Origin of the sequence: Labrys sp. WJW, from assembly GCF_001676615.1 — a bacterium.
In the GTDB taxonomy this organism is placed as follows: Bacteria; Pseudomonadota; Alphaproteobacteria; order Rhizobiales; family Labraceae; genus Labrys; species Labrys sedimenti.
Map to the genome: position 1 here is coordinate 48,479 of NZ_LYXZ01000051.1, position 23,146 is coordinate 71,624.

Genomic DNA, 23,146 nt, shown 5'->3' on the forward strand with positions numbered 1-23,146 from the left:
AAATTGGAAGTGACATGGCCCAAGGGGGTGCAAAAGGCATCCGCGCGAAATTCGCGGATGCGCGGGACGAGCTCGCGCGCTCGGTGGCTCCCAAGGATCCGCCGATGGGCGATGCCGAGCAGTGGGGCTATCATGCCGGGCAATGGCCGGGAGCGCCGGCGAGCCGGATGCCGCCCAACTGCCCCGTCGTTCCCTTGGGCCGCAATGACGGCGTCTATTATTTCTTCGACAGCAACGGGCAGTTGAATTCGGTCAAGCGCAGCGACTTCAACAAGAAAACGCTGCTCGATCTCTTCGCCCGCTGCCCGAATTACCTCTACCACCACTGGCCACGCTGGGGTGCGCCGAAGGGCGGCAAGCCGAGCCAGATCAACGGGCTTGAGGTCGACGACTGCATTCAGTGCCTGATGAAGGCCTGCGCTGAGGTCGGCATCTTTTCGGCCGACGACGTGGTGCGCGGCCGTGGCATGTGGCTGACGGAAAGCGGCGGCCTGGTGTGGCATGCTGGCGAAGCGATCTATCGCGTGCAGGGAAAGCGCCTGCAGGCCTCGCCGCTCGGCATGATCGAGGGCGTGGTCTATCCCGGCCGGGCACAGGTTTCCGTGCCCTGGCAGGAGCCGGTGAGCCCGGAAGACAGCCCGGTCAAAAAGATCTTCGAACTGCTGCAGAGCTGGCAATGGGAACGGCCCGGCCTCGATCCGGTGCTGCTGATCGGCTGGATCGGCTCGGCCTTCCTCGGCGCCGCCCTGCCCTGGCGCCCGGCCCTGTTCCTCGCCGGCGACAAGCGCGTGGGCAAATCGACGCTGCAGGGCCTGCTGCGCGCTTTGTTCGGCAAGGGCCTGATCAAGGCTGCCAACACCACGGCCGCCGGCATCTACCAGAAGGTGAAAATGGACGTGCTGCCGGTCTCGATCGACGAGCTCGAGGCGAAGGCCGACGACAAGCGCGGGCCGGCGATCATCGAGCTCGCGCGCCTGGCTGCCTCGGGCGACGAAATGCTGCGCGGCGGCGCCGACCATGAGGGCGTCAGCTTCACGCTGCGCAACGTCTTCGCCTTCTCGGCCATCAATCCGCCGGCGATGGAGCCGGCCGACAAGCAGCGCATGATCTTCCTCAACCTGCACAAGCTGAAGGAGATCAAGGCGCCCGGCGACCTTTCCCTCGGCGCCGATGACGGGCGCATGATCCTGCGCGCCGTGATGGATGCCTGGCCGCACTTCGAGGCGAAATGGAAGTTCTGGCGCGAATCCCTGCTCGCGGCCGGCTTCGAGGATCGTGGCACCTATGGCGTGCCGCTGGCGATCGCCAACCTGCTGCTCGGCGACGAAGCGCTCGAAAAGGCGGGGCTGCACGTCGCCGACGAAAGCAATTCGATCGGCAAGCTGGTGGCCGAGGCCACGGCCGAGGAACGGGCCGAGCATGGCGAGAACTGGAGCGACTGCGTCGGCCATGTGCTCGGCACCATGATCGAGGCCTGGAAGGCCGGCGAAAAGAGCACGGTGGGCCATGCGCTCGATATTTTTGAACGTGGCGCCCATGACGAACACACCTTGCGCTCGCAGCTGCAGAGCGTCGGCCTCGGCTTCAAGACGGAGATCGTCGACGGCGAGGTGCGCGTGCTGCTCGCCATCCCGACAAAGACCTGGCCGCTCGTGACCAAGCTGTTCGCCGGCTCGAAGTGGGGCGGCGGCGTGTGGAGCCATGCGCTCAAGCAAGGCCCCGGCGATGTGGTGATCCGCGACCGGGGCAACGGCCAGAACATGAAGATCAACCGCGTGACCACCAGATGCCTGCTGGTGGATCTGAAGGCGTTCGACCAGGCGATAGGAGGGTGAAGTGAAGATAGTCGCGCACTGCGCCAAATGTGACCGGCCCATCGAGAAATTCCACGTCACTTATTACCCGCATCACTATCGCAATCGGCGGTACTGGATGGTGGAAGCCAATTGCCACGGCGAATGGGACGTCGGAACGATCTTCGAGCGGGATTTGCAGAATGGCATTCCAGACCCGCTGGTCGTGTCGCTCTTTGGCGAGAAGCCGCCGCTCGATCTTACCGACGAAGACATTCCATTTTGAAAGCACCTAGGAGGGTGACCATGACTGACGCAACCAGCGTAGCGGCCGACCAGCTGAAATCGATCATCGAGCGGGTCGAGCGGCTGGAGGAAGACAAGAAGGCAATCGCCGATGACATCAAGGAGGTCTACGGCGAGGCCAAAGCCAACGGCTTCGATGCCACGATCCTGCGCAAGATCATCTCGCTGCGCAAAAAGCCGGCCGCCGAGCGCGCCGAGGAAGACGCGATTCTAGAGCTGTATCTGCAAGCCCTAGGCATGGAGTGAGGCGATGGATTTTCACCCTTGCGTGCTGTGGACAGAGCTTGACGAACCCTGGGGCGTGTACGTGGAAGGGCATGTCGATGTCGCGACGGTCACGCCCTCCCTGCAGGCTGCTTTCGAGCGCGAGCGCTTCGGGAATGAATGGCCCTTCGAGGCCGGCGAGGTCGCCCACCTCTGGATGCGCTACGACAGCGAGAGGGAGGATGCGACGGCCTATTGGTGCGAAGCCGGCGAGCCTGGCGCGATCGCCGTGACGGGAGTGCGGATGAATGGCTGACACCTGCAAAACCTGCCTGCACTTCACGCCGGCCGGCGCGCCTGCCGCGCCCGCCGCTGGCCTCGACGATCCCGTGCCCGGCTTCTGCCAATGGGTGCCGCCGCCGATGCTGACGCGGCTGCACTCCATGGCGCAATCCGAGCCCAGCAATGAGATCGCCTATGAGCAGGTGATGCGCCAGGCGCCGCAGACGCATAGCGACAACGCCTGCAGCTGCTGGACACCGGCTGACCATAGAATCGCGCGCCTGCGCCGGCTGATGAGGAACTAGGCGATGTGCAACGCCTGCGGTTTCATGTGCTGCGCCGTCGATACGCTCGGCGGCTGCGGCTGCGACTTCTGCGAAGATCCGGATTGCTGGCCTGAGGATGATGAGCTCGACGTCTATCCGCCCTGCGCCTGGTGCGACAAGGAGGTCGAGACCCAAGGGCGGAAGGCTGGCGAGGCCTTCTGCAAGCCCTGCCGGGGCAATCTCGGCGTGTTCGTCTGTGAGGCAGTGCCATGATCATCCATCTCACCTATGGGTGGTGGATCCTCCCCACCCTGGTCACGCTGACCTCGTTTGCCTATGTGTGGCGTCGCCGCGTCGATGGCGGCAATTACGGCGCCGGCCATGTCTGGAATGCCTTCATGATGATGGCGGCGACATGTGCCTCGCTCATGGCCTGGCTGGCGTGGGCGCTGCTGGCTCGATAGCCAGGCGCTCATAGCTCGGCGGCCCGTTGATCGTCGGCCAGGTCTCGCGCACCAGGGCATAGCGATCGGGCCGCCGGCGGTCCTGGCATTGGGTGCAATACCCGTGCCCGATGATCCCGGCCAGGTCCTGCCGACCGGTGCGCATGCGCAGCAGCCGCCACGGTATCCATGTGTTGTGGCCGGCGCTGCAGCTGGCTTCCAGCCACCTCCAGCCCTCTCTTTCCGCCTCGTCGATGGTGGCGGGCATGTGCGCTTGCGTGCTCATGCCCTCTTCTCGCACATCTCGGCCAATGAGAACAAGATGAGAACAAAACATTTCCGTGGCCGGGCGCCGGCAGGCAAGGCTTAGCCCTATGCCCCTGGCCCCGAGCCCGATTTGCGCCCGCGATCCCTCTTTCCCCCACCCGTTGCCGATTAGAAGCGGCCTCGCCTTGGCGTCACTGCAGATGCAAGGCGGCATCTTCGTGCCGCTCAAGGCGAGAACATATGCGAGGGATCGCGCTTAAGCAGGCCACGGCCATGCCTATGCTTCGAGGGTGAGCAGCGGCGGTTATGCCGCATAACCGCTCATAACCTAGACATAACCGGAAATCATGAGCGCTGAGAAAGGGTTAGGGCCGGGTTATCCCGGTAATGAAGTCTTCGCGCGCGCGTATGTGAGTATACCTGTGCGCGCGCATGTATGCGCTAAGACATAACCACATAACCGCATTACCAGAGGGATTATCTATTTGATTATACTTGTGAAAAGCCGGTTATGTCGCGGTTATGCCCTCGCTCGATCGCTGCCCGACCAGCGCTAACCTATTGAAAATAGGGGTAATATGTCCGGATCCGACAAGACGGCCATGGCCAAGGTGGCTGAGACCGCAAATCAGGGGATTTCAGAGGCACACACGCCGGCCGCGCCAGGGGCTGGCGACGTCGAGGCCGCCCTCGCCGACCTGTTCGGGCTAGAGCTGCAGCAGCTGGAAGGCGCGACCATTGCCCCGCCGAAGAAAGGGCCGGGGCGGCCGCCTGGCAGTCCGAACCGTACCACCCTGCAATACGCCAAGCTGATGGCGGCCAAGGGCTATCGCAACCCGCTGGAGTTCCTGTGCGCGATCTTCAGCATGGACGTGAAGGAGCTCTGCGCGCGGACGGGGCTCAAGCTGTCCGATGCCTTCAATTCGCAGATCCGCGCGGCGGCCGAGGCCCTGCCCTATTTCGAACAGGCCATGCCGAAGGCGGTCGAGGTCAAGGCCGAGACGGCGCGGCCGCTGATCATCATCCAGGACGGGTCGGTGCGGCTCGGCGAGGCAGTGAGGCGGCCAGATGGCGCCATGTCGATCCACGATCTAGATCCGCAGCAATATCAAGAGGTTAGCGAGCCTGCGCCGCAAGGGTCGCATGACAAGGTGTCGCATGATGAGCGCTAGTGTATTGATAATGCTGCATAATCCGCCACCGGAACCGATGATTGAAAATCATTGGCTCGATGCATCAGCCCCTCGCGCGCGCGTGGCCAGCCCCTGGCCGGCGCCGGCGGCCGCCTACCCCCTCCCCCCTTCATTCCGTAGCGTCAGGCAGGCGGGCCGGCCCTCGAAAAACGGCGCCGGCCCTCTCCCCCTGGGTCCTAGCGTCTCACACCCGTGGCAAGTCTGGGACAGCGGCCCGAACCTAACAGGACTCGCGCGGGCCGAGGGGCTGGGCCGCCGGGCGGTCGCCCGTGGGCGCGGGCAAAGGGCGGAGGGATAGGCCGTGGCGACCGTCCAAACCATCTCGCGGGCCGAGCTCAAGGCGCTCTGCGGCTTCGACGTCCCGACCAGCCCGCAATTCGACCTGCTGAACTATGTCCCGCCCGGCCCTGTCGGCGCGGCCTATATCCGTTCCATGGGGCCGATCGACTGCATCACGGGCCCGGCGGGCAGCGGGAAGACGGTTGCCTCGGTCTTCAAGCCGATCAGGCTTTCCGTCGGCGCCGTGCCGGTTGGAAAGGACGGCGTCGTGCATGTGCGGGGCTGCGTGGTGCGCGACAACTATCGCGCGCTCTACCGCACTACCCTGCGCTCCTGGTTCCAGTTCTTTCCGCCGGATTGGGGCGGCTCCCGGTTCTTCGGCGGGCAGGATCGACCGGCGCAGCACGTCCTGCGCCTGGCTACCGTGCGCGGCGGGCGCGAGGTTCCGGTCGACCTGACGGTCGATTTCTTCGCTGTCGGCGATGTCGCGATCGAGGAATTGCTGAAGGGCTATGAATGTACGTGGGGCTGGTGCAACGAAGCCGATCTGCTGCATGAGCGCGTGCCGACCTTCCTCTACTCCCGCACCGGCCGCTATCCCGCGCGCGCGGATCTCGTCGATCCGGAGGCGCGCATTCCCCGCCTGGTGCAATGCGACTTCAACCCGACCGATATTGATCACCCGCTCTACCGCGACCTGGTCGAAGCGCCGCGGGAAAGCTTCAAATTCTTCCATCAGCCCTCCGGCCTGTCGGCCGAAGCCGAAAATCGCAGCGGCAAAACCTTCCTGCAGTACCAGGAGGAAGCGGCGACGATGACGAAGGAAGACAAGCGCCGCTTTGTCGACGGCCTGTGGGGCTATTCCTCGGATGGAAGGCCGGTCTACCACGCCGAATTCGACCAGAAGCGCCACGTCGCCGCCGGCACGATCAAGCCGGTGCCCGGCCTTCCGATTGATATCGGCTTCGACCAGGGCCTGTCGCCGGCGGCCATCCTGACGCAGACGCTGCCGACCGGGCAAATGCTTGTCCTGGCCGAGGTGGTGCCCGATCACGGCACCGGCATCGAGCGCTTCCTCGCGCAGCTGCTCGCGGTGCTGATGTCCGATCGGTTCCGGGGCCTGCCGCTTGGCCTGCTGGCGGCGGATCCGGCTGGCTTCTATGGCGCCGATCGCATCGCCGGACAGATGACATGGGCGGAATCGGTCGGCATGGGGCTCGGTCGGCCGATCCTGCCGGCGCCGTCGAATGAGCCGGATATCCGCATTGAATCCGTGCGCATCCTGCTGACGAAGTCGATCGACAACGCGACGCCGGCGCTTCTTATCGATCCTTCCTGCCGCATGGTGATCGGCGGCTTTGCTGCTCACTACAAGTTCAAGCGGATCCGCACCGCGACCTCCGATCGCTATGAGGATCGGCCGGAAAAGAACAAATATTCGAACCCGCATGACGCCCTGCAGTACATCACCCTGACGAAGCGCGGGCGCATGGGCGTGATCGAGGATGCCGCCAAGGGGCTGCGCGCCGGCGTGGTGCCGATCGGCCAGGCACGCGATCGGCGCGAGCGTCGAGCCGCCGGCGGCGATTTCAGCGTGTGGGACACCTGACATGCCCCGCCTCACCTTCGAAACGCCGGCGCCGCTGTTCGAAACCAAGGCCCTGGCGCTGGCGACCTTCGCCACGGCCAAGCCGCGGCTGGGCCAGGCCATCACGGTGCAGATCGCCGAATGCGACAGCTTCGGGATCCGTCTCGATGGCGACCTGGTCGCCGCGCTGTTCTTCCTCGAGCTCGCCCAAAGCGACGATGAAGGGCGGCGCCTGGTCGAGGTGGCGCTCGCCGTGGATCCGCGCGGCGCCCCGCATATGCGCGAGGGCCTGGCCTTCGCGCGCTTAATCTTCGCCCGCGTGCTCGAAACTGGTCCTGTCGCGCTCCAGGCCATGGTTCGGGCGGGAAATCCGGCCGGCCATCGTATGGCGCGCCTCATGGGCTTTGTCGCCGTCGCCGAAAAGGACGGCTTCGTCACCTACAGAAAGGCTTGAGGATGAGCAGCATGTTCGGGGGCGGTGCCGAAAAGGCCGCCAAGCGCCAGGAGCGCATGCAGGCAAACCAGAACCGCATCGCCCTGGCGCGCTCGCAGCAGGACGCGCAGGGTCGCGAACAGGAAACCGCCACCAACATGGCGGCCCTGGCCAAGGCCCCGCGCGGCCGTCGCCTGCTGATGGGCGATACCGGCGGTTCCTCGACGATCGGCGGCGGGGCCTGACATTATGGCAGCGGCCGCGCCCTTCGATCTGAAACAGCATCGCAAGCGCGCGGAACGCGCATGGGGTGAAAAGAACATCTGGCAGGGCCTGTACGACCAGGCCTATGAATACGCCATCCCCTATCGCCAGCCGACGCGCCGGCGCGGCCAGGCCGTGAACCGCATCGACAATCTCTTCGACGACACGGCCATCACCTCGACATTTCACGGCGCCGGCACCCTGAAAGAGGATCTGTTTCCGTCGGGACAGGGGTGGTTCAAATATGAGCCGGGCCCAGTCGCCAAGCTCGCGGCCAAGATGGACGCCGAGAATGGTGCCAAATTTGCGGCGGATATCGAGGCCGTCTCGGATCAGATCGTGCCGTTCTTCCAGACTGGTGAATTCGACCAGGCCGCCAACGAAGCCTGCATCGATCTCTATGCCGGTACCGGCGCGATCCTGCCGCTTGACGGCGACGATGAAAATCCGGTCGACTTCGTGGCGATTCCGACCGAGGAGCTCGCGACGGAATGGGCTAAGAACAAGCTCCTGGCCGGATACTGGCGAACGGAGGAAACACGCCGCTCGATCAAGTTTCAATTCCCGAAGGGCAAATTCCCCGAGGAATTCGAGCGAGCCCTCGCCGCGGATGGCGCCGATGAGCTGGTCGAGATCAACCAGGACTTCGTGCGCGTTGGCAAGCGATGGAAACTGATCGTTACTCTCAAGGAGAGCACCGAGCCGGTGGTGACGGAAACCTACCGGACACAGCCCATCGTCATCGCGCGCTATCACAAGGTCCCAGGCGAGAATTGGGGTCGCGGCCCGATCATGCTCACCTTGCCGGCTATCAAGACGAGCAACAAGGCGCAGGAGCTCGTGCTCAAGGCTTTCGCTATCCAGATGCTCGGCATCTGGGGTTATCGCCCGGGCGGCGCCTTCAACCCGGATACGGCGCGCCTGGCGCCCGGCGCCATGTGGCCGATGAATTCGACCGGCGGCGTGATGGGGCCGGATGTGCAGCGCCTCGATCCGGCCACCGGCCGCGTCGACATGGGCCAGCTGGTGACGCAAAACCTCACCGACAGGATCCGCACCGGCCTGCATGACGATCGGGTCGAGAGCAAGGGCAAGACGCCGGTCTCGGCCTCCGAATTCGTGGGTAGTCTTCAGCGCATGAAGGATAATTACATCGGCGCCTTTGGGCGCCTGGTGCATGAGATTATCCCGCCACTGGTGCGCCGCGTCTCGGAAATCCTCTATCGCAAGGGCCTGCTGCAGACTGATCTCAAACCCGACCAGCTGTTCGTGCAGGTGCGCATTCTCTCGCCATTGGCCGATGCCATGCGCATCAGCCACCTCGATCCCTTCCTTAAGTTCCTGCAGCTCCTGGAAGCGCTAGGGCAGGATCCGAACCGTTTCATCGATCTCGACCAGGCGATCGATGATCTCATGACGGAACTTAACATCCGCTCGAAATGGCGCCGTACGGCCCAACAGCGGGCGGAGATCGACCAGGCCAATGCCCAGAAGCAGGCCGGCGCCGCCGTTACCGAGGCGCTGGTCAGGAAACCCGAAATCGTGGCCGACGCCATGAAGCCGCAAGCCACGGAAGCCGCCGCATGACCGAAAAACCGGAAGCCAGTTTCGGGCCGCGCGAGGCGCAGCCGCTCGACGTCCTGCAGCAGCTCGCGAAAACGCAGGGCTGGAAGTTCTTCGAGGCCGATGATCGCCAGTCGACCGCCCCGCTCGAAGACGACATGGCCCAGCTCGCCAATGATGCCCGCCTGGTCTTCGAGACCGAACAGGGCCGACGCGTGCTGGAATGGCTGGCCGACACCACGGTGCGCCGCCCCGTCTGGTCCTACGGCATTCAGGACCCGATGGCCTATGTCGCCATGCGCGAGGGCCAGAACGCTGTTTTCTTCAATCTCCTCAAGCTCCTGGCATTCGGGCGCGAGGAAAAACCACCCCAACGTGAGGGAACCTGACCATGCATCGCCGTTTCCTGCTTTCGAGTTTCATGCTGCAAGACTGGATTTTCCGCGCGCCCGATGGCGATGGCGTTGGTAGCGGCTCCCCCGGTGGCGGAAGTGATGCCTCCGGCTCCGGCGGTGACGGTGGCGGCGGTGGCGGCGATCCTGGCGCTGCTGCCGCCGCTGCCGCTGCAGCCGCCGCCGCGGCGGCGGGCCAGCCCTATCGGCCGGAAGGCCTGCCCGATCACTATTACGGGGCGAGCGATCGCGAGACGATCGACAAGCTCTTCAAGGTGGCGGACGGCTATCGCAAGGGCGAAGCCGAGCGGACGGAAAAGTTCGGCGCCATGCCGAAGGATGCCGCCGGCTACACCCTGACGGTGCCGGATGAGATCAAGCCCTATCTCGGCGACCTCACCAAGGATCCCGTCTATCTGCAGGCACAGAAGCATGCCTTCGCCATGGGGCTGACGCAAAAGCAGTTCGACGGCTTTGCCGGCGCCTACATCAAGGATGTCGTCGCCGGCGGCGAGCTCGAGCCGCCATGGGATCCTGCCAAAGAGCAGGAAGCGCTGATCCCGGCGGCGCAGATGCCCGACCTGGTCGAGCGCAACCGCGAGGTCGAGCGCCGTTCCCGCGACGCCATCGCGTGGGTGCAGACCCTGAAGACGCGCGGCCTCGACGAAAGCGCCGTTGCCATGCTCGAAAGCACCCTCGATACCGCCGCCGGCATCAAGGCGGTCGAGTATTTCCGCGCGCAGCTGCGCGAGACGGCGCCGCTGGTCGGCGGCCAGGGCGCCGGCGGCGTTTCGGCGCAGGATCTGCGCGCCAGGGCGGCCGATCCGAAGAACGATCCCACCTCGACCAAATTCGACCCGGCTTTCGCGGCCGAGACGGATGCCATGTACAAGCGCTTCTATGGCGACGGTCAACGCAACTGACCCGCGCTTAACACTCTTCCACGCGCACGATTCTGATGGCGGCTACCGGGATGGACCGGGGCCGCCATCGGCCATCATGGCACCCTGCCAAAGACCCGATCGGCGACCCTGCAATCGGCCCGGATGCGAGACGAACCCTCACATTCGGAGACGATCAGATGTCTACCCGTGCCCCCGCATGGTTTGAAACCAAATATATCGATGGCGTCACCCATCGCCTGCAGTCCAAGGGCTGGCTGCTGAAGCCGGCCACGCGCGGCCCCGACGAAGTCAGGGGCAATACCGTGATCTGGAAGCGCGCCGGCATGGGCGAGGCGCAGCAGGCTTCGACCTCGATTGAAGATGCGTCCAGCATGAACCTCGATCGCGACACGGTGCAGGCCACAATGGTCGATTGGGAAGCCAATGACTGGATCAAGAAGCGCGATCTGGAGAAGATGAGCCAGAACGAGCAGGCGGTGGTCCAGCAGTCCGGCGCCATGGCGATCGGTCGCCGCTTCGACCGCATCGTGATGGGTGCCTTCGATGCCGAGGGCGGAACCATTCTCACCGTGGGCGATGGCTCGACCGCCATTTCTCCGGTGAACATCATGGACGCGCAGGGCCAGATCTTCAACGAAGGCTCGGGCGCCTATGAGTACTGGTGTGCCATCCCCTCGATCTTCATGCAGCAGCTCGAGCTCTATCGCGAGTTCTCCTCCGCCGATTGGGTGGCCGATGCGTATCCGCTGCTGAAGCAGATCGGCGCCCGGCGCTATCGCGGCATCAACGTCATCCCGCTGCCCAGCCACCCCACCAACGCCGCCAAGAACTTCTTCAACATCCCGGCGGCCAACCAGATGGACGGCTACATGTGGGTGGATGGTGCGCTCGGCATGGCGAGCTCGAACAGCCTGGAATCGCGCATCGACTATATCGCGACGAAAAAGGCCTGGTTCGCGGCGAACGACATGTCGGCTTGCGCCAAGGTGATCCTGCCGGAAGGCGTGCGCCGCCTGCGCTTCGCCACCAACGTGGCCCTGTCGCGACCGACGCCCTGATGAAATGGCGCCCGGTACGCCGGGCGTTCTTCCCCTCACTTTTTCTGGAGATCTTCCATGTCTTTCTGCGCAAAAGCCCTGCGCCGGCTCGACAGCCAGACGCCGGTGGGCGATGCCGCCGGCAACGCGACCTCGACCCTGGTGCAGACTTCGACCTATGCGACCAACGACGCGGCCGCCACGGTCGAGACCGCCGGCTATTTCAATGCGGCCCGTGACGCCGGCCGTGTCAGCAAGGGCGATATCATCCTCGCCACCATGGTGAACGCCGGCACGCCGGTGCTCAAGGCCTATGTGGTCACGGCGGCGCCGGTGCCGACCGGCAACGTCACGATCGCCCTGGCTGCCACGGCCGCCGGCTGATCCCGCTTTCCGACCAAACCAGCCCGCGCCCTTCCGGCGCGGGCTCCGTCATGAGGGCGCTCCATGGCCGATTCACCCGTCACGGCAATCACCGACATCATGATCGCCAACAACGCCCTTGCCGTCTTCGCCGGCGGGGCGATCATGGCTTTCGACGAAGACACCGACCTCGCCGCCAAGGTCAATGCGACCTATGTCGACACGATCGAATCCTGCCTCGCCGCCCATCCCTGGACTTTCGCGCTCAAGACGGCGTCGCTGCAGCAGCTGACGGCCGATCCGCAGAACGATTACCGCTATGCCTTCCAGCTGCCGGGCGATCGCATCGGCCTGCCGATCGCCATCCTGCCCAGCCTGCGGGGTCGCGATCGCCTGCGCGACTTCGCCATCGAGGGCGATCGCCTCTGCGCCGATCGGGCGCCGCTCTGGGCCGGCTATCGCTGCCGGCCGGCCGTCACGGCCTGGCCTGCCGCCTTCCGGCAGTTCGCCACCCGGGCGCTGGCGGCCGCGCTGGCCATGCCGGTTTCGCAGGATGCGAACCTCGCCGCTGCCCTCGACCAGGATGCCTGGGGCGCGGCCAGCCAGGACCGCCGCGGCGGTCTCTTCCTCAAGGCCATGCAGCAGGATCTTTCCCATCCCGGCCCGCAACCGCTCTGGGCCTCGGATCCGCTCACCGATGCCTGGTATGGCGGTGCCTCCTCCGGCGAGTGGTGGGCCTGACCATGGTTGCACGCCCCGGAACCCAACGCACCAACTTCAACGCCGGCGAGCTCTCCGTCGAGCTGTTCGATCGCACCGACGTGAAAACCTGGTATGCCGGCGCCAAGCTGATGGATGGCCTGGAACCTGTGCCGCAAGGCGGCTGGAAGCAACTGCCCCGCTCGCGCCATCGCGCCCGGCTCGGCCGCGCCTTTGCCCAGATCACCAGCCAGGCGCTTTCTCCCGTCGCTGGCGTCACGGCCGCACAGGTGCTGGCGACCGTCGATCTCGGTTCGGCGCAGATGGTGGCCGGAATCGACCTGAGCGGCTTCCTGGCCTCGCTCGAGCTCCGCGGCGCCTACATCACCGTCGACGTCTCAAACTCGGCCGGCGCGCCCGGCCCGCTGATGACCGGCGGACTGACGGTGCTCACCACGGCGCGCACCAGGCGCCTGGCCTATCCGCCGGGGGGCGCGGTTTCCGGTCGCTATGTCCATGTCAACCTGGCGCTCGCGCCCTCGGCTTCTACCGATTTCACGCTCGGCACGATCTCGATCCTGTCCGAAAGCTTCGGCCTGTCCTGCCGCCTGAAACCCTTCGGCGCGGCGCGCGACCGGCCCTATGTGGTGGCGCTCTCGCCCGGCAATGCCGAGATCTTCCGCTCTGGCCTCTATGTCGCGTCCTGCCCGATCCCACACACCGCCGCGCAACTGGCCGAGATCTCGACGACGCAGCGTTTCGATACCATGCTGCTCTGGCATCCCGACGTGCAGCCCTGGCGCCTGCTGCGTACCGGCGGCGACTCGGACTGGCAGTCCGATCCGGCTCCTTTCGAGAACATCCCGCTCGCCGACCTCGGCGGCACCTATACCAATGCCGTCGCGGAAGTCTGGAACGTCTATATCACCTGGCTGGAATTGGGCTTCGGCTTCAAGTTCGTGCTGAATATCGACGGCTCGGAAACCTCGGAAGCCGAGTTGAAGACGATCGGCAGCGCGATCGACTATGCCGGCAGCGCGGCCGATCTCAAGCGCGTCATCGAGCTGCTGCCGGCGATCGGCGCCGCCGGCATCACGGTAACGGCGGCCGACGCGCCGGTCTCCGGCACCAAGACGGTGATCTACACCGTCACATTCGACGGCAAGGTCAAGGGCCAGGGCTATTCGATCACCGGCCATCCGACCTCGCAGGCCGACGGCGCCGTCACCACCTCGCGCGTCACCAAGGGCGTGCGCGCCGGCGAGGCCATCATGTCGGCCGCGCGCGGCTATCCGCGTTGCGGCACCTTCTACCAGGACCGCCTGGTGCTCGGCGGCTTCAAGGCGCTCGGCTCGGCCTATGTGATGTCCGGCCCGGGCGAGTATTACAACCTGCAGACGCTGATCGAAGCGCCCTCGGCGCCGATCCTCGACAATCTCGATACGGACGGCTCGGAAGTCATCCTGCAATTCGTCAAGTCGAAGCAGCTCGTGGCTTTCACCGACGCCGCCAATCGCTTCCTGACCAATCGGGCGATCACGCGCAGCGAGCCGCGCAACTGGTCCTATTCCTCGAATGACGGCTGCCGCCCCGGCGTGCCGGTGATCGAGAGCGAGTCCTCGCTGATCTTCGCCAACGAGAGCGGCACCATGCTGATGGCCGCGACCTATTCGGACGTCAGCCAGGGCTATGACAGCCAGCCGATTTCCCTGCTCGCCTCGCAGCTTCTGCAGAAGGTCGACGACCTGGCCCTGCAGAAATCGCAGGAAGAGACCGACTCGCAACGGCTGTGGATCGTCAACAACAACGGCACCCTGCGCGTCGGACTGCTGATCCGCAACCAGGACGTCAATGCCTTCGTGCGCTGGTCGACGCCGGGGCTGGTGCGCTCGGCGGCCGTGGATCCCGACAGCCTGGTCTGCCTGGCCGTGCAGCGCCAGGTCGCCGGTGTGCCCTGGCTGATCTTCGAAACGCTCGAAGCCGGCCTGCTGTTCGACCAGGCCGTGACGAAGGTGCAGGCGCCCTCGACCACGGCCAGCGGCTTCGACGCACTGGAAGGCGCAACCGTCTGGGCTGATTGCGACGGCTATATCGAGGGGCCGTTCACCGTCGCCGGCGGCAGCTTCACCATGCCCTATGCCGCCACCACCATCACGGCCGGGCGCTGGACGCCGCCGGTTTTCGAGGATCTGCCGCTGTCCAAGGTGGTCAATGGCGACATGACGGTGCTCAAGCGCCCGTGCCGCGTGCACACCGTCCGCCTCGAGCTCCTCGAAACCACCTCGGTCGCCATCGGCGCCAATGGCCGCCCGGCCCGCGACGTTGCCCTGTCGCGCTTCGGCGGGCCGGTCGACCAGCCGCCGGCGCCCTATACGGGCCCGGTGATGGCTTCGGGTCTCGACGGCTGGTCGCCCGACGGCAGCGCGGTTATCACGCAGGTGCGGCCCGGCAAACTGTCCCTGCGCTCCTATGTGCGCGAAGCCAAGACTTGACGCAAAGAAAGACTTGAGGGCCGACCATGACGATGCTCATTCCCGCCGCTTTCTCGGCGCTGACCTCGGCCTTTACGGGCGGCACCGCTGCGGCGACCACGGCCGGCGCGGCCGCCACCACGGCCTCGACCTTCTCGCTCGGTTCGCTGTTCACCACCATGCTGTCAGGCGGCGCCACGGCGATCTCGGCCATGGCGGCGATGAATGCCGGCAAGCAACAGGCGGCCGCCTACAATCTCGAAGCCAGCCAGGCCATGGCCGACAATGCGCAGGAATCGGTCGAGGGCCGCGTGCGCCGCGATTCCATGCGCAAGGATCTGATCAAGCAATTGGGCGAGCAGGATGTCGCCTATGCGGCATCCGGCCTCGATCTCTCCTTCGGCTCGCCCCTGCAGGCCCGCGACGACGCCAAGGCCGACGCGGCGCGGGCGCTCTCGACCGATCTCGACAATGAGACGGTCACGCGCAACCGGCTGACGCAGCGGGCGCAGGCCCTGCGCGCCATGGCGCGCGACGCCAAGTCCGCCGGGCGCATGAAGGCCCTCGGCCTGGCCTTCGATTTCGGCACCGATGTTCTCAAGCGCGGATAATCCTTCATGGCCAATCGCTTCACGTCACCTGTTCGCGTCTCGGAATTCGATCCGAAGGCCCAGCCGGTCGGCCCGCTGGCCAGCGTGCCGCGACAGACGGAAGGGTCGCAGACGACGTCGACCGTCGCCGGCATTTCCGCCAAGCTCGCCGACAAATTCTCGCGGCTGGCCGACCAGGCCGCGCAGGTCGAGGGCCAGCGCGCCGGGCTGGCGGCCGGCGCCGATCCCAATTTCCGGCCGTCCGGCTCGATGTCGATTAGGGGTCGCGCCTTCGACGACGCGGCCGTGAACGTCTATTCGAGCAATCTCACCGCCAAGCTCGGCTCGGACATGGCCGATGCCTTCGAAGCCAATCGCGACAACCCGGCCGGCTTCGCCGCGGCGGCAGAGAAGATCCGGCAAACCTACCAGAAAGACCATGTGTTTCCGGAAGTCGCGGCCGACTTTAACCATCGCTGGTCCGGCCTGCAGCTGGCCTATCGCACCAAGGTCGGCGACAATTTCAAAGAAAAGACCAACAATGAGGCGACGGCGAACCTGGTCTCGGATCTCGACCGGAGCCAGACCTCGCGGGCCCAGATCATCGCCGCCGGCGGTGCCAATGCCGCCGAGCAGACCGATCTCAGTATTGCCGACGACACGGCTCGCATCAATGACATGGTCAAGCGCTACGGCATGAATCCCGTGGTGGCGCAGAAGCTGCTGATCGGCATCCGGCATGACAATGCCTCGGCGCTGATGGTGGCCAATGCCTCCAAGCTGAAGACGCCTGAAGAGGTCGACGCCTTCTCGGAGAAGCTGAAATCGGACTTCGGCGCCGGCAAGATCAAGGATCTCGACGGCGATGCCTATGACAAGCTGCAGGGCCAGCTCGGGCGGCTGGCCACCAGCATGCGCACGGGCCAGCACACAAAGGCGAACGATCTCGAAAAGAAGTTCGACGACGTGCTCGATCGCGCCGGCAAGGGCCAGGCGCCGACGCAGGCCGAAATGACCGGTCTCGCCCTGGAGGCCGGCACCCTCGGCGATGCCGGCATGGCCATGCTGGCCAAGGCCCAGCGCCGGCTGCTCGGCTCACAGGCCATCGCCCTGGCGCCGACCGTCGGCGCCGCGCAATCCTGGTTGCGCGATCGCGAGGCCGGCCAGCGCGCCGGCGTCGGCGGCATCATCCGCGAGGCCGCGGCGCAGCTCGGCACCACGCCGGAGGATCTCGCCACGGTGATCTCCTATGAGACCATCGGCTCCTTCAACCCGTCGAAATGGGGCGGCAAAGGCGGCAACTACATGGGCCTGATCCAGTTCGGGCCGTCCGAGCGCAAGCAATTCGGCGCCTATGAAGGCCAGTCCTTCCGCGACCAGATGGGTGCCGTGGTGCGCTATCTGAAGGCGCGCGGCTTCCAGCCCGGCATGGACATCTACGATCTCTATTCGACCATCAATGCCGGCCAGCCCGGCCGCTACAACGCTTCCGACGGCAACGGCACCGTGCGGGGCCATGTGCAGCGCATGCTGACTTCGCACCGGGCGCGTGCCCTCGCCGTGCTCGGCGGCGGCGGCGATGTCGTGACGGAGGCCGGCGTCAGCGCCGGCGGCATGACGAAAGACCAGGCCGATGACAACATCTTTTTCCAGAAGGTCATCGACGCCAGGCGCACCGCCGAGGGCTCCGATCCGCTCGGCGCGGCGGTGAATCTCGGTCTGACGCCCTCGATCGCCCCAATCGATTTCGCCTCGCCGCAATTCGCTGGCCAGATCGGCCCGCGCGTGGCGCAGGCCAAGGCGATCGGCCTGGCGCAGGGGCGATCGCCCACCTTCTTCACGCCGGACGAGTCGACGCAGATCAAGGCCATCGTCAATCGTGGCGGGCAGGAATCGATCGACTTCATGAAATCGATCGTCACCGGCGCCGGCGCCGATGCTCCGGCCGTGCTGAAGGAGGTCGGCAACGGCGCGCCCGAAATGGCCTTCGCCACCTCGGTCTCCGTCGCGGCCGGATCCGACCGCTTCGCCGCCAATGTCGCCAACGCCATCAAGGCGCGCAACGAGCCGGGAGCCGACAAGTTGCCGACCATCAAGGCCGACGATGCCAAGGCCTCGACGGATGCGGCCTTGGGCGGCGCCCTGGCGGGCCTGTCCGACACGGCGCAGCAGAACTTGCTGCATTCGGTCGACCTCTGGTATCAGAGCGAGGCGCGCACGCGGCGCGTGGATCCGTCAACCGATCCCGACAAGTCGAGGGCGCTCTATGAAGAGGGCCTGCAGGAGGCGTCGGGCCGCACCGTCGTCAACGGCGTCAGCTATGGCGGGCTGCAGAAATTCGAGGGCTCGGCCTGGCACGGCCGCGCCGGCGGCGTCGTCGTGGTCAAGCCGAACGTCCGGGCCGACAAGTTCGTCGACCTGCTCAACAGCATCGGCGACGAAGATCTGAAATCCCTTCCCGATGCCATGCGGCCGGTCGGCGCGAATGGCAAGCCCATGCCGATCGCCGACCTGATCGACCGGGCGCTGCCGGTGCTGACGGCGTCGGGCGATTACGCCTTCAGCCTGACGGATCCCGCCCTCGGCCGCTTCGCGCCGGTGCGCACGGCGAGCGGCGCGCCCTTCGTCCTGCCCTGGCGCCAGCTCGAGGGCGTGCTGCGCGAGCGCATGCCGGAGGCCTTCCGATGACCGAACTCTTCGGGATGTACGAGCCCTCCCTCTACCTCACCATGCCGGAGGGCGTCGGCGATACGGAGGCGGAACGCACCCGGCTGGAGCGCCTGAAATCCGGTGCGCAGGATCTCGGCCAGGCGGCCTCCGACGTCCTCGACGCCGACAAGCGCGCCGCGGCGGGACAGCAGTTCCGCGCGGCTTCCGATCAGCGTTGGCTGCTCGACAGCACGGCCGGCGCCGAGAACCGGCGCATTCGCGCCTATGACGCAGCCATCCAGCGCATTCGCCAGCTGACGGGCGTCAAGCTCGAAAACCCGATGTTCAACGCCTATGACGGCGACGTGCTGCGCGAGGCCATCAGCGCCGGCGTCGAGGGCGGCGATCTCGAAACCCTGCAGCAGAACACGCCGGAACTGCTGCGCCGCGGCCGGGAAGTCTTCGACCGGAAGGTCGCCGAGCTGCGCAAGCAAAGGCCGGAATGGGCCGATGCGCCGGAACTCACCTACGATATCGAGGGCGACCAGGCGCGCATTGCGCAGAACGTGGTGCAGGCCAGCGAGGCGGCGCAAAAGGATGAGAGCGGCAACGCCACCTTGAACACGCTTGCCGGTTTCGGCGGCGGCTTCGCCGGCGATGTCGGCACGCCCGAATTCTCCCTCGGCCTGCTGGCGGGCGGCCCGGCCGGCACCATCGGGCGCGGCCTGGTCACGCGCGTGATCGCCGGCGCCCTGGCGGATGGCGCCGTCAATGCCGGCGTCACGGCGATTGCCCAGCCGACCATTCAGGCCGATCGCAAGTCCCTCGGCTTGGAGAATGGCGACGATCTCGCCTGGCAGAACGTGAAGGACAGCTTCGTCTATGGCGCGATCGGCGGCGGGCTGCTGCGTGCCGGTATCGAGGTTCCCGGCTACCTGGCCGGCCGCCGCGCCAGGGCGGCACCCGGCAGCGTCAACGACGCGGCCCTGCGCGGCCATGACGTCTCGGCCGCGATCAGCGAAGCGGTGCTGCAGCCGCCTGCCGGCGTGGCTCGATCGGCGGCGCAGGGCACCTTCGCCGAAGGGCTCGATGCCGCCGTCAATCCCGGCAGTCCGCGGCCCTTCGCCGTGCGGCCGACCTTCTTCGTGACGAAGGATGCCGAGGCCGCCATTGCCGGTCGCCGCCTGCGCGGCACGCTCGACGATGCCGAATGGCTGCGTTCCGATCGCCGCCTGATCGACACCGCCCTCGCCTCGGAAGATCCCGTCATCCGCGCCACCGGCGCAATGGCCGATCTCAGCGCCTATGCCTGGCGCCGGGTGCGCGACGGCGACATCCTGCCCGACCACGGCCTTGCCATCGCCCTGACCACCGACGATGCCACCCTGCAATCGCTTCTCGCCAGCCGGCTGCGCGAGGCCGGCCCGATCTCCATGGGCGAGGCGCGCCAGATCATCACCGACGAATTGTCGGCGCGCGGCGCCGTTTCCTCGGCGCATGCCATGCTCGGCCTGGCCGGCGAGGTCGAGACGCCGTCCGCCTATGCGGAGCGCGCCCTGCAGGAGACCATGCCCGACCAGATGCGCCGGCTATCCGAGCTTGAAAACGCCGTGGCCGGCAATCAGCGCGAGCTCGGCGTGCTGCGCGCCGAAAGCCTGGACAATGAACGCTTCGGCGCCACCCGCGCCGCCTTCATCCAGGCCGGCGAGCTCGACGCCAAATATCAGCGCCTGCTCGCCTCGGCCGAGAAGGCGACGTCGGAGGTGCAGCGCGCCGGCATCATGCAGCGCGCCGATGCCGTGCAGAACGAAGTTCGCGGCCTGTTCGGCAAGCTGGATCCCGCCGTGGTCGCACGGCTGGAGGAACTGGAAGCTGCCTTGCCGTTGCGCGAGACCGCCCTGCGCGATGCCCTGTCGGCGCGCGATGGCCTGGCCGCCGAGATCGAGACGGCGCGGCAGGGCTATATTCGCGAGTTCTTCAACCGGCCATCGCTCGAGCGGGTAGCGCCGGCGCGGGCCGAGGCCTCGCCTCCCGTCTCGGCGCCTGCCAGTGTCCTGGAGCTCACCGGCGATGATTTGAGCAACCGCTACGCCATCGAGACGAATGGCCGATCGATGAGCAGGAAGGTGTACTCGGAATCCCGCCCGGATCGACTTCGGCAAATGGTCTCTGAAATTCAACAATTCCTCGCCGACGGTAAAACAGTCACGGCTTTCCATCGACGCCAGCCCACGGCAATCGCTTCCGTGGTTGATGGCAAGCTCTATGATCCGGCCGGCAAGGAAATCGCGGCCGGAAGCATCATGCGTCTGCACGATAAGGACGCCGCTCTGCGGGTCGAAGATCCGGCGCCAGCCGCTAGCGCCGCAGGCAAGCCCGCTGAAGCCTCTCCCGCCTCCGCCGCTCCGGCGGAGTCAAAAACCGCGGAAAGCCCGCCAGCGACCGCCGCAGAGTCCGCGCGGGCCACTCCAGCGCGCAAGCTTACCGTCAAGGATCATGTGCCCATGGTCGGCGATGACGGGGCCGTGGTGATGGCGACCCCGGAAATGCTCGCCACCGCCGGCGAGCGCAACCGTCATCTTTCCGGCCTGGTGCAGGCCTGCAGACTGTAGGAGATCCCGATGGCGCTTCGTGACTGCCTCGCCTCGGCCGCCGCGCAGGGCGAGATCACGCGCGAGGAAGCCGACCGGCTGGCCTCGATGTATGAGGAACATGTGCAGGCGGCGCGCGGCACCGACGATCCGCGCGGCGCCGAGGCCGTGGCGCAGGCCAGCCTCGCCAAGCAATTGAGCGACGATGCCCTGCGCAAGGAAAGGCTGGCGAACCTGCAGGCCAATGCCACCCGCCGCGTGCTGGCGCAGGCCGAGGCCTATGCCGGCCCGGTCAAGGGCAAGGCCGACATCATCGAAGGCTTTCTCGGCACGATCGAGAACCGCAATGCCGGCCTCTATGGCGGATCCTCGGTGATCGGCCGGCGCGACGCGTTGATCGGCAGCTATCACGGCCAGATGGAAAACATGCTGACGGAAACCCGGCGCAAGCTCGGTTCCGGTTTCCGCCGCGGCTCGACCGATCTGCGCGACATGGTGCGCGAAGCCTATGGCCAGGCGACCGGCAACGCGCAGGCCAAGGCCTGGTACGATGCTTTCGCGAGGACGGCCGAGCAGGCGCGCCAGGACTTCAACGCCGCCGGCGGCGATATCGGCCAGCTGAAGGACTGGCGCCTGCCGCAGGGCCATGACGCCGTCGCCATCCAGCGCGCCGGGCGCGAGACCTGGAAGCAGTATATCGGCGAGCAGCTCGACGTCTCGAAGATGCGCGACCCGCTGTCCGGCGGCCCGCTCTCGCCGGAACGGCTGAACGAAGCGCTCGACGCCATCTATGAGCGTGTCGTCACCAATGGCGCCGTCGACCTGGAGCCGTCCGGCCAGGCGCGCGGCCGGGGCGCCCTCGCCAACCAGCGCCAGGAAGAGCGCTTCCTGCACTTCAAGGATGCCCAAGCCTGGCTCGCCTATAATGACCGCTTCGGCGGCGGCGACATTCATCGCACCCTGACGGAGCATTTCCACGGCATGGCCAAGGATACCGCCGCCATGGAAGTGCTCGGCCCCAATCCGAATGCCACGATCGAGTGGATGAAACAGGTGGTCGACCATGAGGCGGCCGAGGCGGCCCTCGGCCGGCAAAGCCGCTATACAGGCAAGGATCCCGCCGGCAAGCTGAAGAAAGGCGCGACCGGCACGAACCGGATCGATCGCCTGTGGACCGTGGTCAACGGTTCGGTCGGCACCGGCTCGATGGCGCTGGCCGATACCATGGGCGCCGTGCGCAACACGCTGATGGCGGCGCAGCTCGCCGGCGCGGCCGCGACCTCCTTCGTCTCGGATCCCTTCCAGCAGATGCTGGCCGGCAGCTTCGCCGGGATCCCGCGCCTGCGCATGATCGGCAGCACGGTGAAAACCCTGCTGTCGGGACAGACAAGGCGCGAGATCGACCGGGCCGGCATCGTGATGGCCGACGCGGCCGAGCACCTCAATGGCGAGATCCGCCGCGCCACCCTGACGGCGACGGCGCATGAAGCCTCGAAATGGCTGCCCGATCGTACTTTCGCCTGGACAGGTCTCACGCCCTGGACGCGGACGTTGCGCCGGGCAAACGGCCTGTCCTTCATGTTCGAAGCCGGCGATCGCGCCAGCCTGTCGCTGGCCCAGATGGCGGCGAGCCGGAACAAGGGGGCCCAGCGTTTCGGCCGCTGGCTCGAAGGCTTCGGCATCGACGAAGACACCTGGTCGATCATCCGCGGCGCCGAGGGCGCCGACCATGGCAGCGCCGGCCGCATGATCCGCCCGGCCGACGTGATGGCCCGCGATCGCGAGGCAGGCCTGCGCTATTCGGAGGCGCTGCATGCCTTTATCGAGGAAGCCACGCCGGAAGGCACCAGCCGGGCGCGCGTGATGGTCGGCCGCGATACCAAGGCCGGCACCCTCGCCGGCGAGACGGTGCGCTCGACGACGTCATATCTGACCTATCCCACCTCGACGATGCTGTCGCTCACCCGCATGATCGCGCATGAGGCACAGGGCGGCGGCTTCGGCGGCGTGGCGCGCGGCACGGCCTTTGCCACGGGCGCCGTGATCTCCCTCACCCTCGCCGGCGCCATGGCCGAGCAGGTCTATCACCTGCGCAATGGCAAGGATCCGCGCAACATGGCCGACCATGAATTCTGGATCAAGGCGTTCGCCCGCGGCGGTGCCCTCGGCTACTACGGCGACTATGTGCTCGGCGACTACAAGCGCGGTTCGGGCGAGGCGGCTTCGCGCTTCGCCGGCCCGGTCGCAGGCGCCGTCGGCGACCTCCTCGCCCTCGCCAACGTCAACGCCCTGACGGCGGACGAAGACGCCAATCGCGGGCGCCAGGCTGCGAAGATCGCCCGGCAATACACGCCCTTCGCCCGCATGTGGTGGCTCAAGCCCGTGGCCGATCGCGTGCTGTTCGACCAGCTGCAGCTGCTCGCCGATCCGCGCGCGCATTCGGCATGGGATCGCGAGTCGCGGCGCATCTTCAAGGAAACCGGCCAGCGGGAATGGTGGAATCGCAGCCAGGCCGAGCCCAGCCGTGCGCCCAACTTCTCGCATCTGTTCGGCGACTAGACCCGCTTA

The 23,146-nt window shown here is 66.4% G+C and carries 23 protein-coding genes; 22 read left to right on the forward strand and 1 reads right to left on the reverse strand.

What is annotated here, in order from left to right; translation table 11 throughout:
* Nucleotides 1-14: 14 nt before the first annotated feature.
* Genes BA190_RS26810 through BA190_RS26835 form a run of 7 tightly spaced genes read left to right on the forward strand, consistent with a single transcriptional unit; the run spans nucleotide 15 to nucleotide 3,315 of the window.
* On the forward strand, nucleotides 15-1,835 hold the full coding sequence (locus BA190_RS26810; protein WP_068295186.1) for a hypothetical protein: 1,821 nt from the start codon (nucleotides 15-17) through the stop codon (nucleotides 1,833-1,835).
* Nucleotide 1,836: 1 nt separating this feature from the next.
* The gene (locus BA190_RS36165) at nucleotides 1,837-2,079 is read left to right on the forward strand and encodes a hypothetical protein (protein WP_156771713.1); all 243 of its coding nucleotides are present in this window, start codon (nucleotides 1,837-1,839) and stop codon (nucleotides 2,077-2,079) included.
* 20 nt (nucleotides 2,080-2,099) lie between these two features.
* Complete coding sequence (locus tag BA190_RS26815) at nucleotides 2,100-2,345, forward strand: DUF2312 domain-containing protein (RefSeq protein WP_068295189.1); 246 nt, start codon at nucleotides 2,100-2,102, stop codon at nucleotides 2,343-2,345.
* A gap of 4 nt (nucleotides 2,346-2,349) precedes the next feature.
* Nucleotides 2,350-2,619: a hypothetical protein gene (locus BA190_RS26820; protein ID WP_156771714.1), complete on the forward strand. Its 270-nt coding sequence runs from the start codon at nucleotides 2,350-2,352 to the stop codon at nucleotides 2,617-2,619.
* Nucleotides 2,612-2,890 (forward strand): hypothetical protein, encoded by a 279-nt coding sequence (locus tag BA190_RS26825; RefSeq protein ID WP_068295200.1) that lies wholly within the window; start codon nucleotides 2,612-2,614, stop codon nucleotides 2,888-2,890. The genes BA190_RS26820 and BA190_RS26825 overlap by 8 nt, the downstream gene beginning before the upstream one ends.
* 3 nt (nucleotides 2,891-2,893) lie before the next feature.
* Nucleotides 2,894-3,124: a hypothetical protein gene (locus tag BA190_RS26830; protein ID WP_068295202.1), complete on the forward strand. Its 231-nt coding sequence runs from the start codon at nucleotides 2,894-2,896 to the stop codon at nucleotides 3,122-3,124.
* Nucleotides 3,121-3,315, forward strand: a complete 195-nt coding sequence (locus tag BA190_RS26835) for a hypothetical protein (RefSeq protein WP_068295205.1) — start codon at nucleotides 3,121-3,123, stop codon at nucleotides 3,313-3,315. The genes BA190_RS26830 and BA190_RS26835 overlap by 4 nt, the downstream gene beginning before the upstream one ends.
* Here the strand turns inward: BA190_RS26835 and BA190_RS36170 are convergent.
* Nucleotides 3,278-3,580 carry a hypothetical protein gene (locus BA190_RS36170; protein ID WP_156771715.1) on the reverse strand — a complete coding sequence of 101 codons (303 nt, stop codon included), beginning with the start codon at nucleotides 3,578-3,580 and terminating at the stop codon, nucleotides 3,278-3,280. The genes BA190_RS26835 and BA190_RS36170 overlap by 38 nt on opposite strands.
* 583 nt (nucleotides 3,581-4,163) lie before the next feature.
* Here BA190_RS36170 and BA190_RS26840 point away from each other — a divergent pair.
* The 15 genes from BA190_RS26840 to BA190_RS26910 all read left to right on the forward strand — a co-directional run bounded on the left by BA190_RS26840 (nucleotide 4,164) and on the right by BA190_RS26910 (nucleotide 23,137).
* Entirely contained in the window at nucleotides 4,164-4,733 is a 570-nt protein-coding gene (locus tag BA190_RS26840) for a hypothetical protein (protein ID WP_156771716.1), read from the forward strand.
* A 322-nt stretch (nucleotides 4,734-5,055) separates the two neighbouring features.
* Complete coding sequence (locus BA190_RS26845) at nucleotides 5,056-6,642, forward strand: hypothetical protein (protein WP_068295219.1); 1,587 nt, start codon at nucleotides 5,056-5,058, stop codon at nucleotides 6,640-6,642.
* 1 nt (nucleotide 6,643) lies between these two features.
* Nucleotides 6,644-7,075 (forward strand): hypothetical protein, encoded by a 432-nt coding sequence (locus BA190_RS26850; protein ID WP_068295221.1) that lies wholly within the window; start codon nucleotides 6,644-6,646, stop codon nucleotides 7,073-7,075.
* Nucleotides 7,076-7,077: 2 nt separating this feature from the next.
* A complete protein-coding gene (locus BA190_RS26855) occupies nucleotides 7,078-7,299 on the forward strand; it encodes a hypothetical protein (protein ID WP_068295224.1) in 222 nt (73 codons plus the stop codon).
* Nucleotides 7,300-7,303: 4 nt separating this feature from the next.
* The gene (locus BA190_RS26860) at nucleotides 7,304-8,905 is read left to right on the forward strand and encodes a portal protein (RefSeq protein WP_068295227.1); all 1,602 of its coding nucleotides are present in this window, start codon (nucleotides 7,304-7,306) and stop codon (nucleotides 8,903-8,905) included.
* On the forward strand, nucleotides 8,902-9,270 hold the full coding sequence (locus tag BA190_RS26865; protein WP_068295236.1) for a hypothetical protein: 369 nt from the start codon (nucleotides 8,902-8,904) through the stop codon (nucleotides 9,268-9,270). Before BA190_RS26860 ends, BA190_RS26865 begins: the two co-directional genes overlap by 4 nt.
* 2 nt (nucleotides 9,271-9,272) lie before the next feature.
* Nucleotides 9,273-10,196, forward strand: a complete 924-nt coding sequence (locus tag BA190_RS26870; RefSeq protein WP_068295245.1) for a hypothetical protein — start codon at nucleotides 9,273-9,275, stop codon at nucleotides 10,194-10,196.
* 158 nt (nucleotides 10,197-10,354) lie between these two features.
* Complete coding sequence (locus BA190_RS26875) at nucleotides 10,355-11,236, forward strand: phage capsid protein (RefSeq protein WP_068295252.1); 882 nt, start codon at nucleotides 10,355-10,357, stop codon at nucleotides 11,234-11,236.
* Between the two features lie 57 nt (nucleotides 11,237-11,293).
* Nucleotides 11,294-11,599 (forward strand): hypothetical protein, encoded by a 306-nt coding sequence (locus BA190_RS26880; RefSeq protein ID WP_068295254.1) that lies wholly within the window; start codon nucleotides 11,294-11,296, stop codon nucleotides 11,597-11,599.
* 63 nt (nucleotides 11,600-11,662) lie between these two features.
* Nucleotides 11,663-12,319 carry a hypothetical protein gene (locus BA190_RS26885; RefSeq protein WP_068295256.1) on the forward strand — a complete coding sequence of 219 codons (657 nt, stop codon included), beginning with the start codon at nucleotides 11,663-11,665 and terminating at the stop codon, nucleotides 12,317-12,319.
* 2 nt (nucleotides 12,320-12,321) lie between these two features.
* The gene (locus BA190_RS26890) at nucleotides 12,322-14,769 is read left to right on the forward strand and encodes a hypothetical protein (protein WP_068295259.1); all 2,448 of its coding nucleotides are present in this window, start codon (nucleotides 12,322-12,324) and stop codon (nucleotides 14,767-14,769) included.
* A gap of 26 nt (nucleotides 14,770-14,795) precedes the next feature.
* Nucleotides 14,796-15,359, forward strand: coding sequence for a hypothetical protein (locus BA190_RS26895; protein ID WP_068295262.1), 564 nt, complete (start codon nucleotides 14,796-14,798; stop codon nucleotides 15,357-15,359).
* Between the two features lie 6 nt (nucleotides 15,360-15,365).
* Nucleotides 15,366-18,026, forward strand: coding sequence for a hypothetical protein (locus BA190_RS26900; RefSeq protein WP_068295264.1), 2,661 nt, complete (start codon nucleotides 15,366-15,368; stop codon nucleotides 18,024-18,026).
* Complete coding sequence (locus BA190_RS26905) at nucleotides 18,023-20,599, forward strand: hypothetical protein (protein ID WP_068295273.1); 2,577 nt, start codon at nucleotides 18,023-18,025, stop codon at nucleotides 20,597-20,599. The genes BA190_RS26900 and BA190_RS26905 overlap by 4 nt, the downstream gene beginning before the upstream one ends.
* 9 nt (nucleotides 20,600-20,608) lie before the next feature.
* Nucleotides 20,609-23,137 (forward strand): hypothetical protein, encoded by a 2,529-nt coding sequence (locus BA190_RS26910; RefSeq protein ID WP_068295279.1) that lies wholly within the window; start codon nucleotides 20,609-20,611, stop codon nucleotides 23,135-23,137.
* The last annotated feature ends 9 nt before the right edge of the window (nucleotides 23,138-23,146 follow it).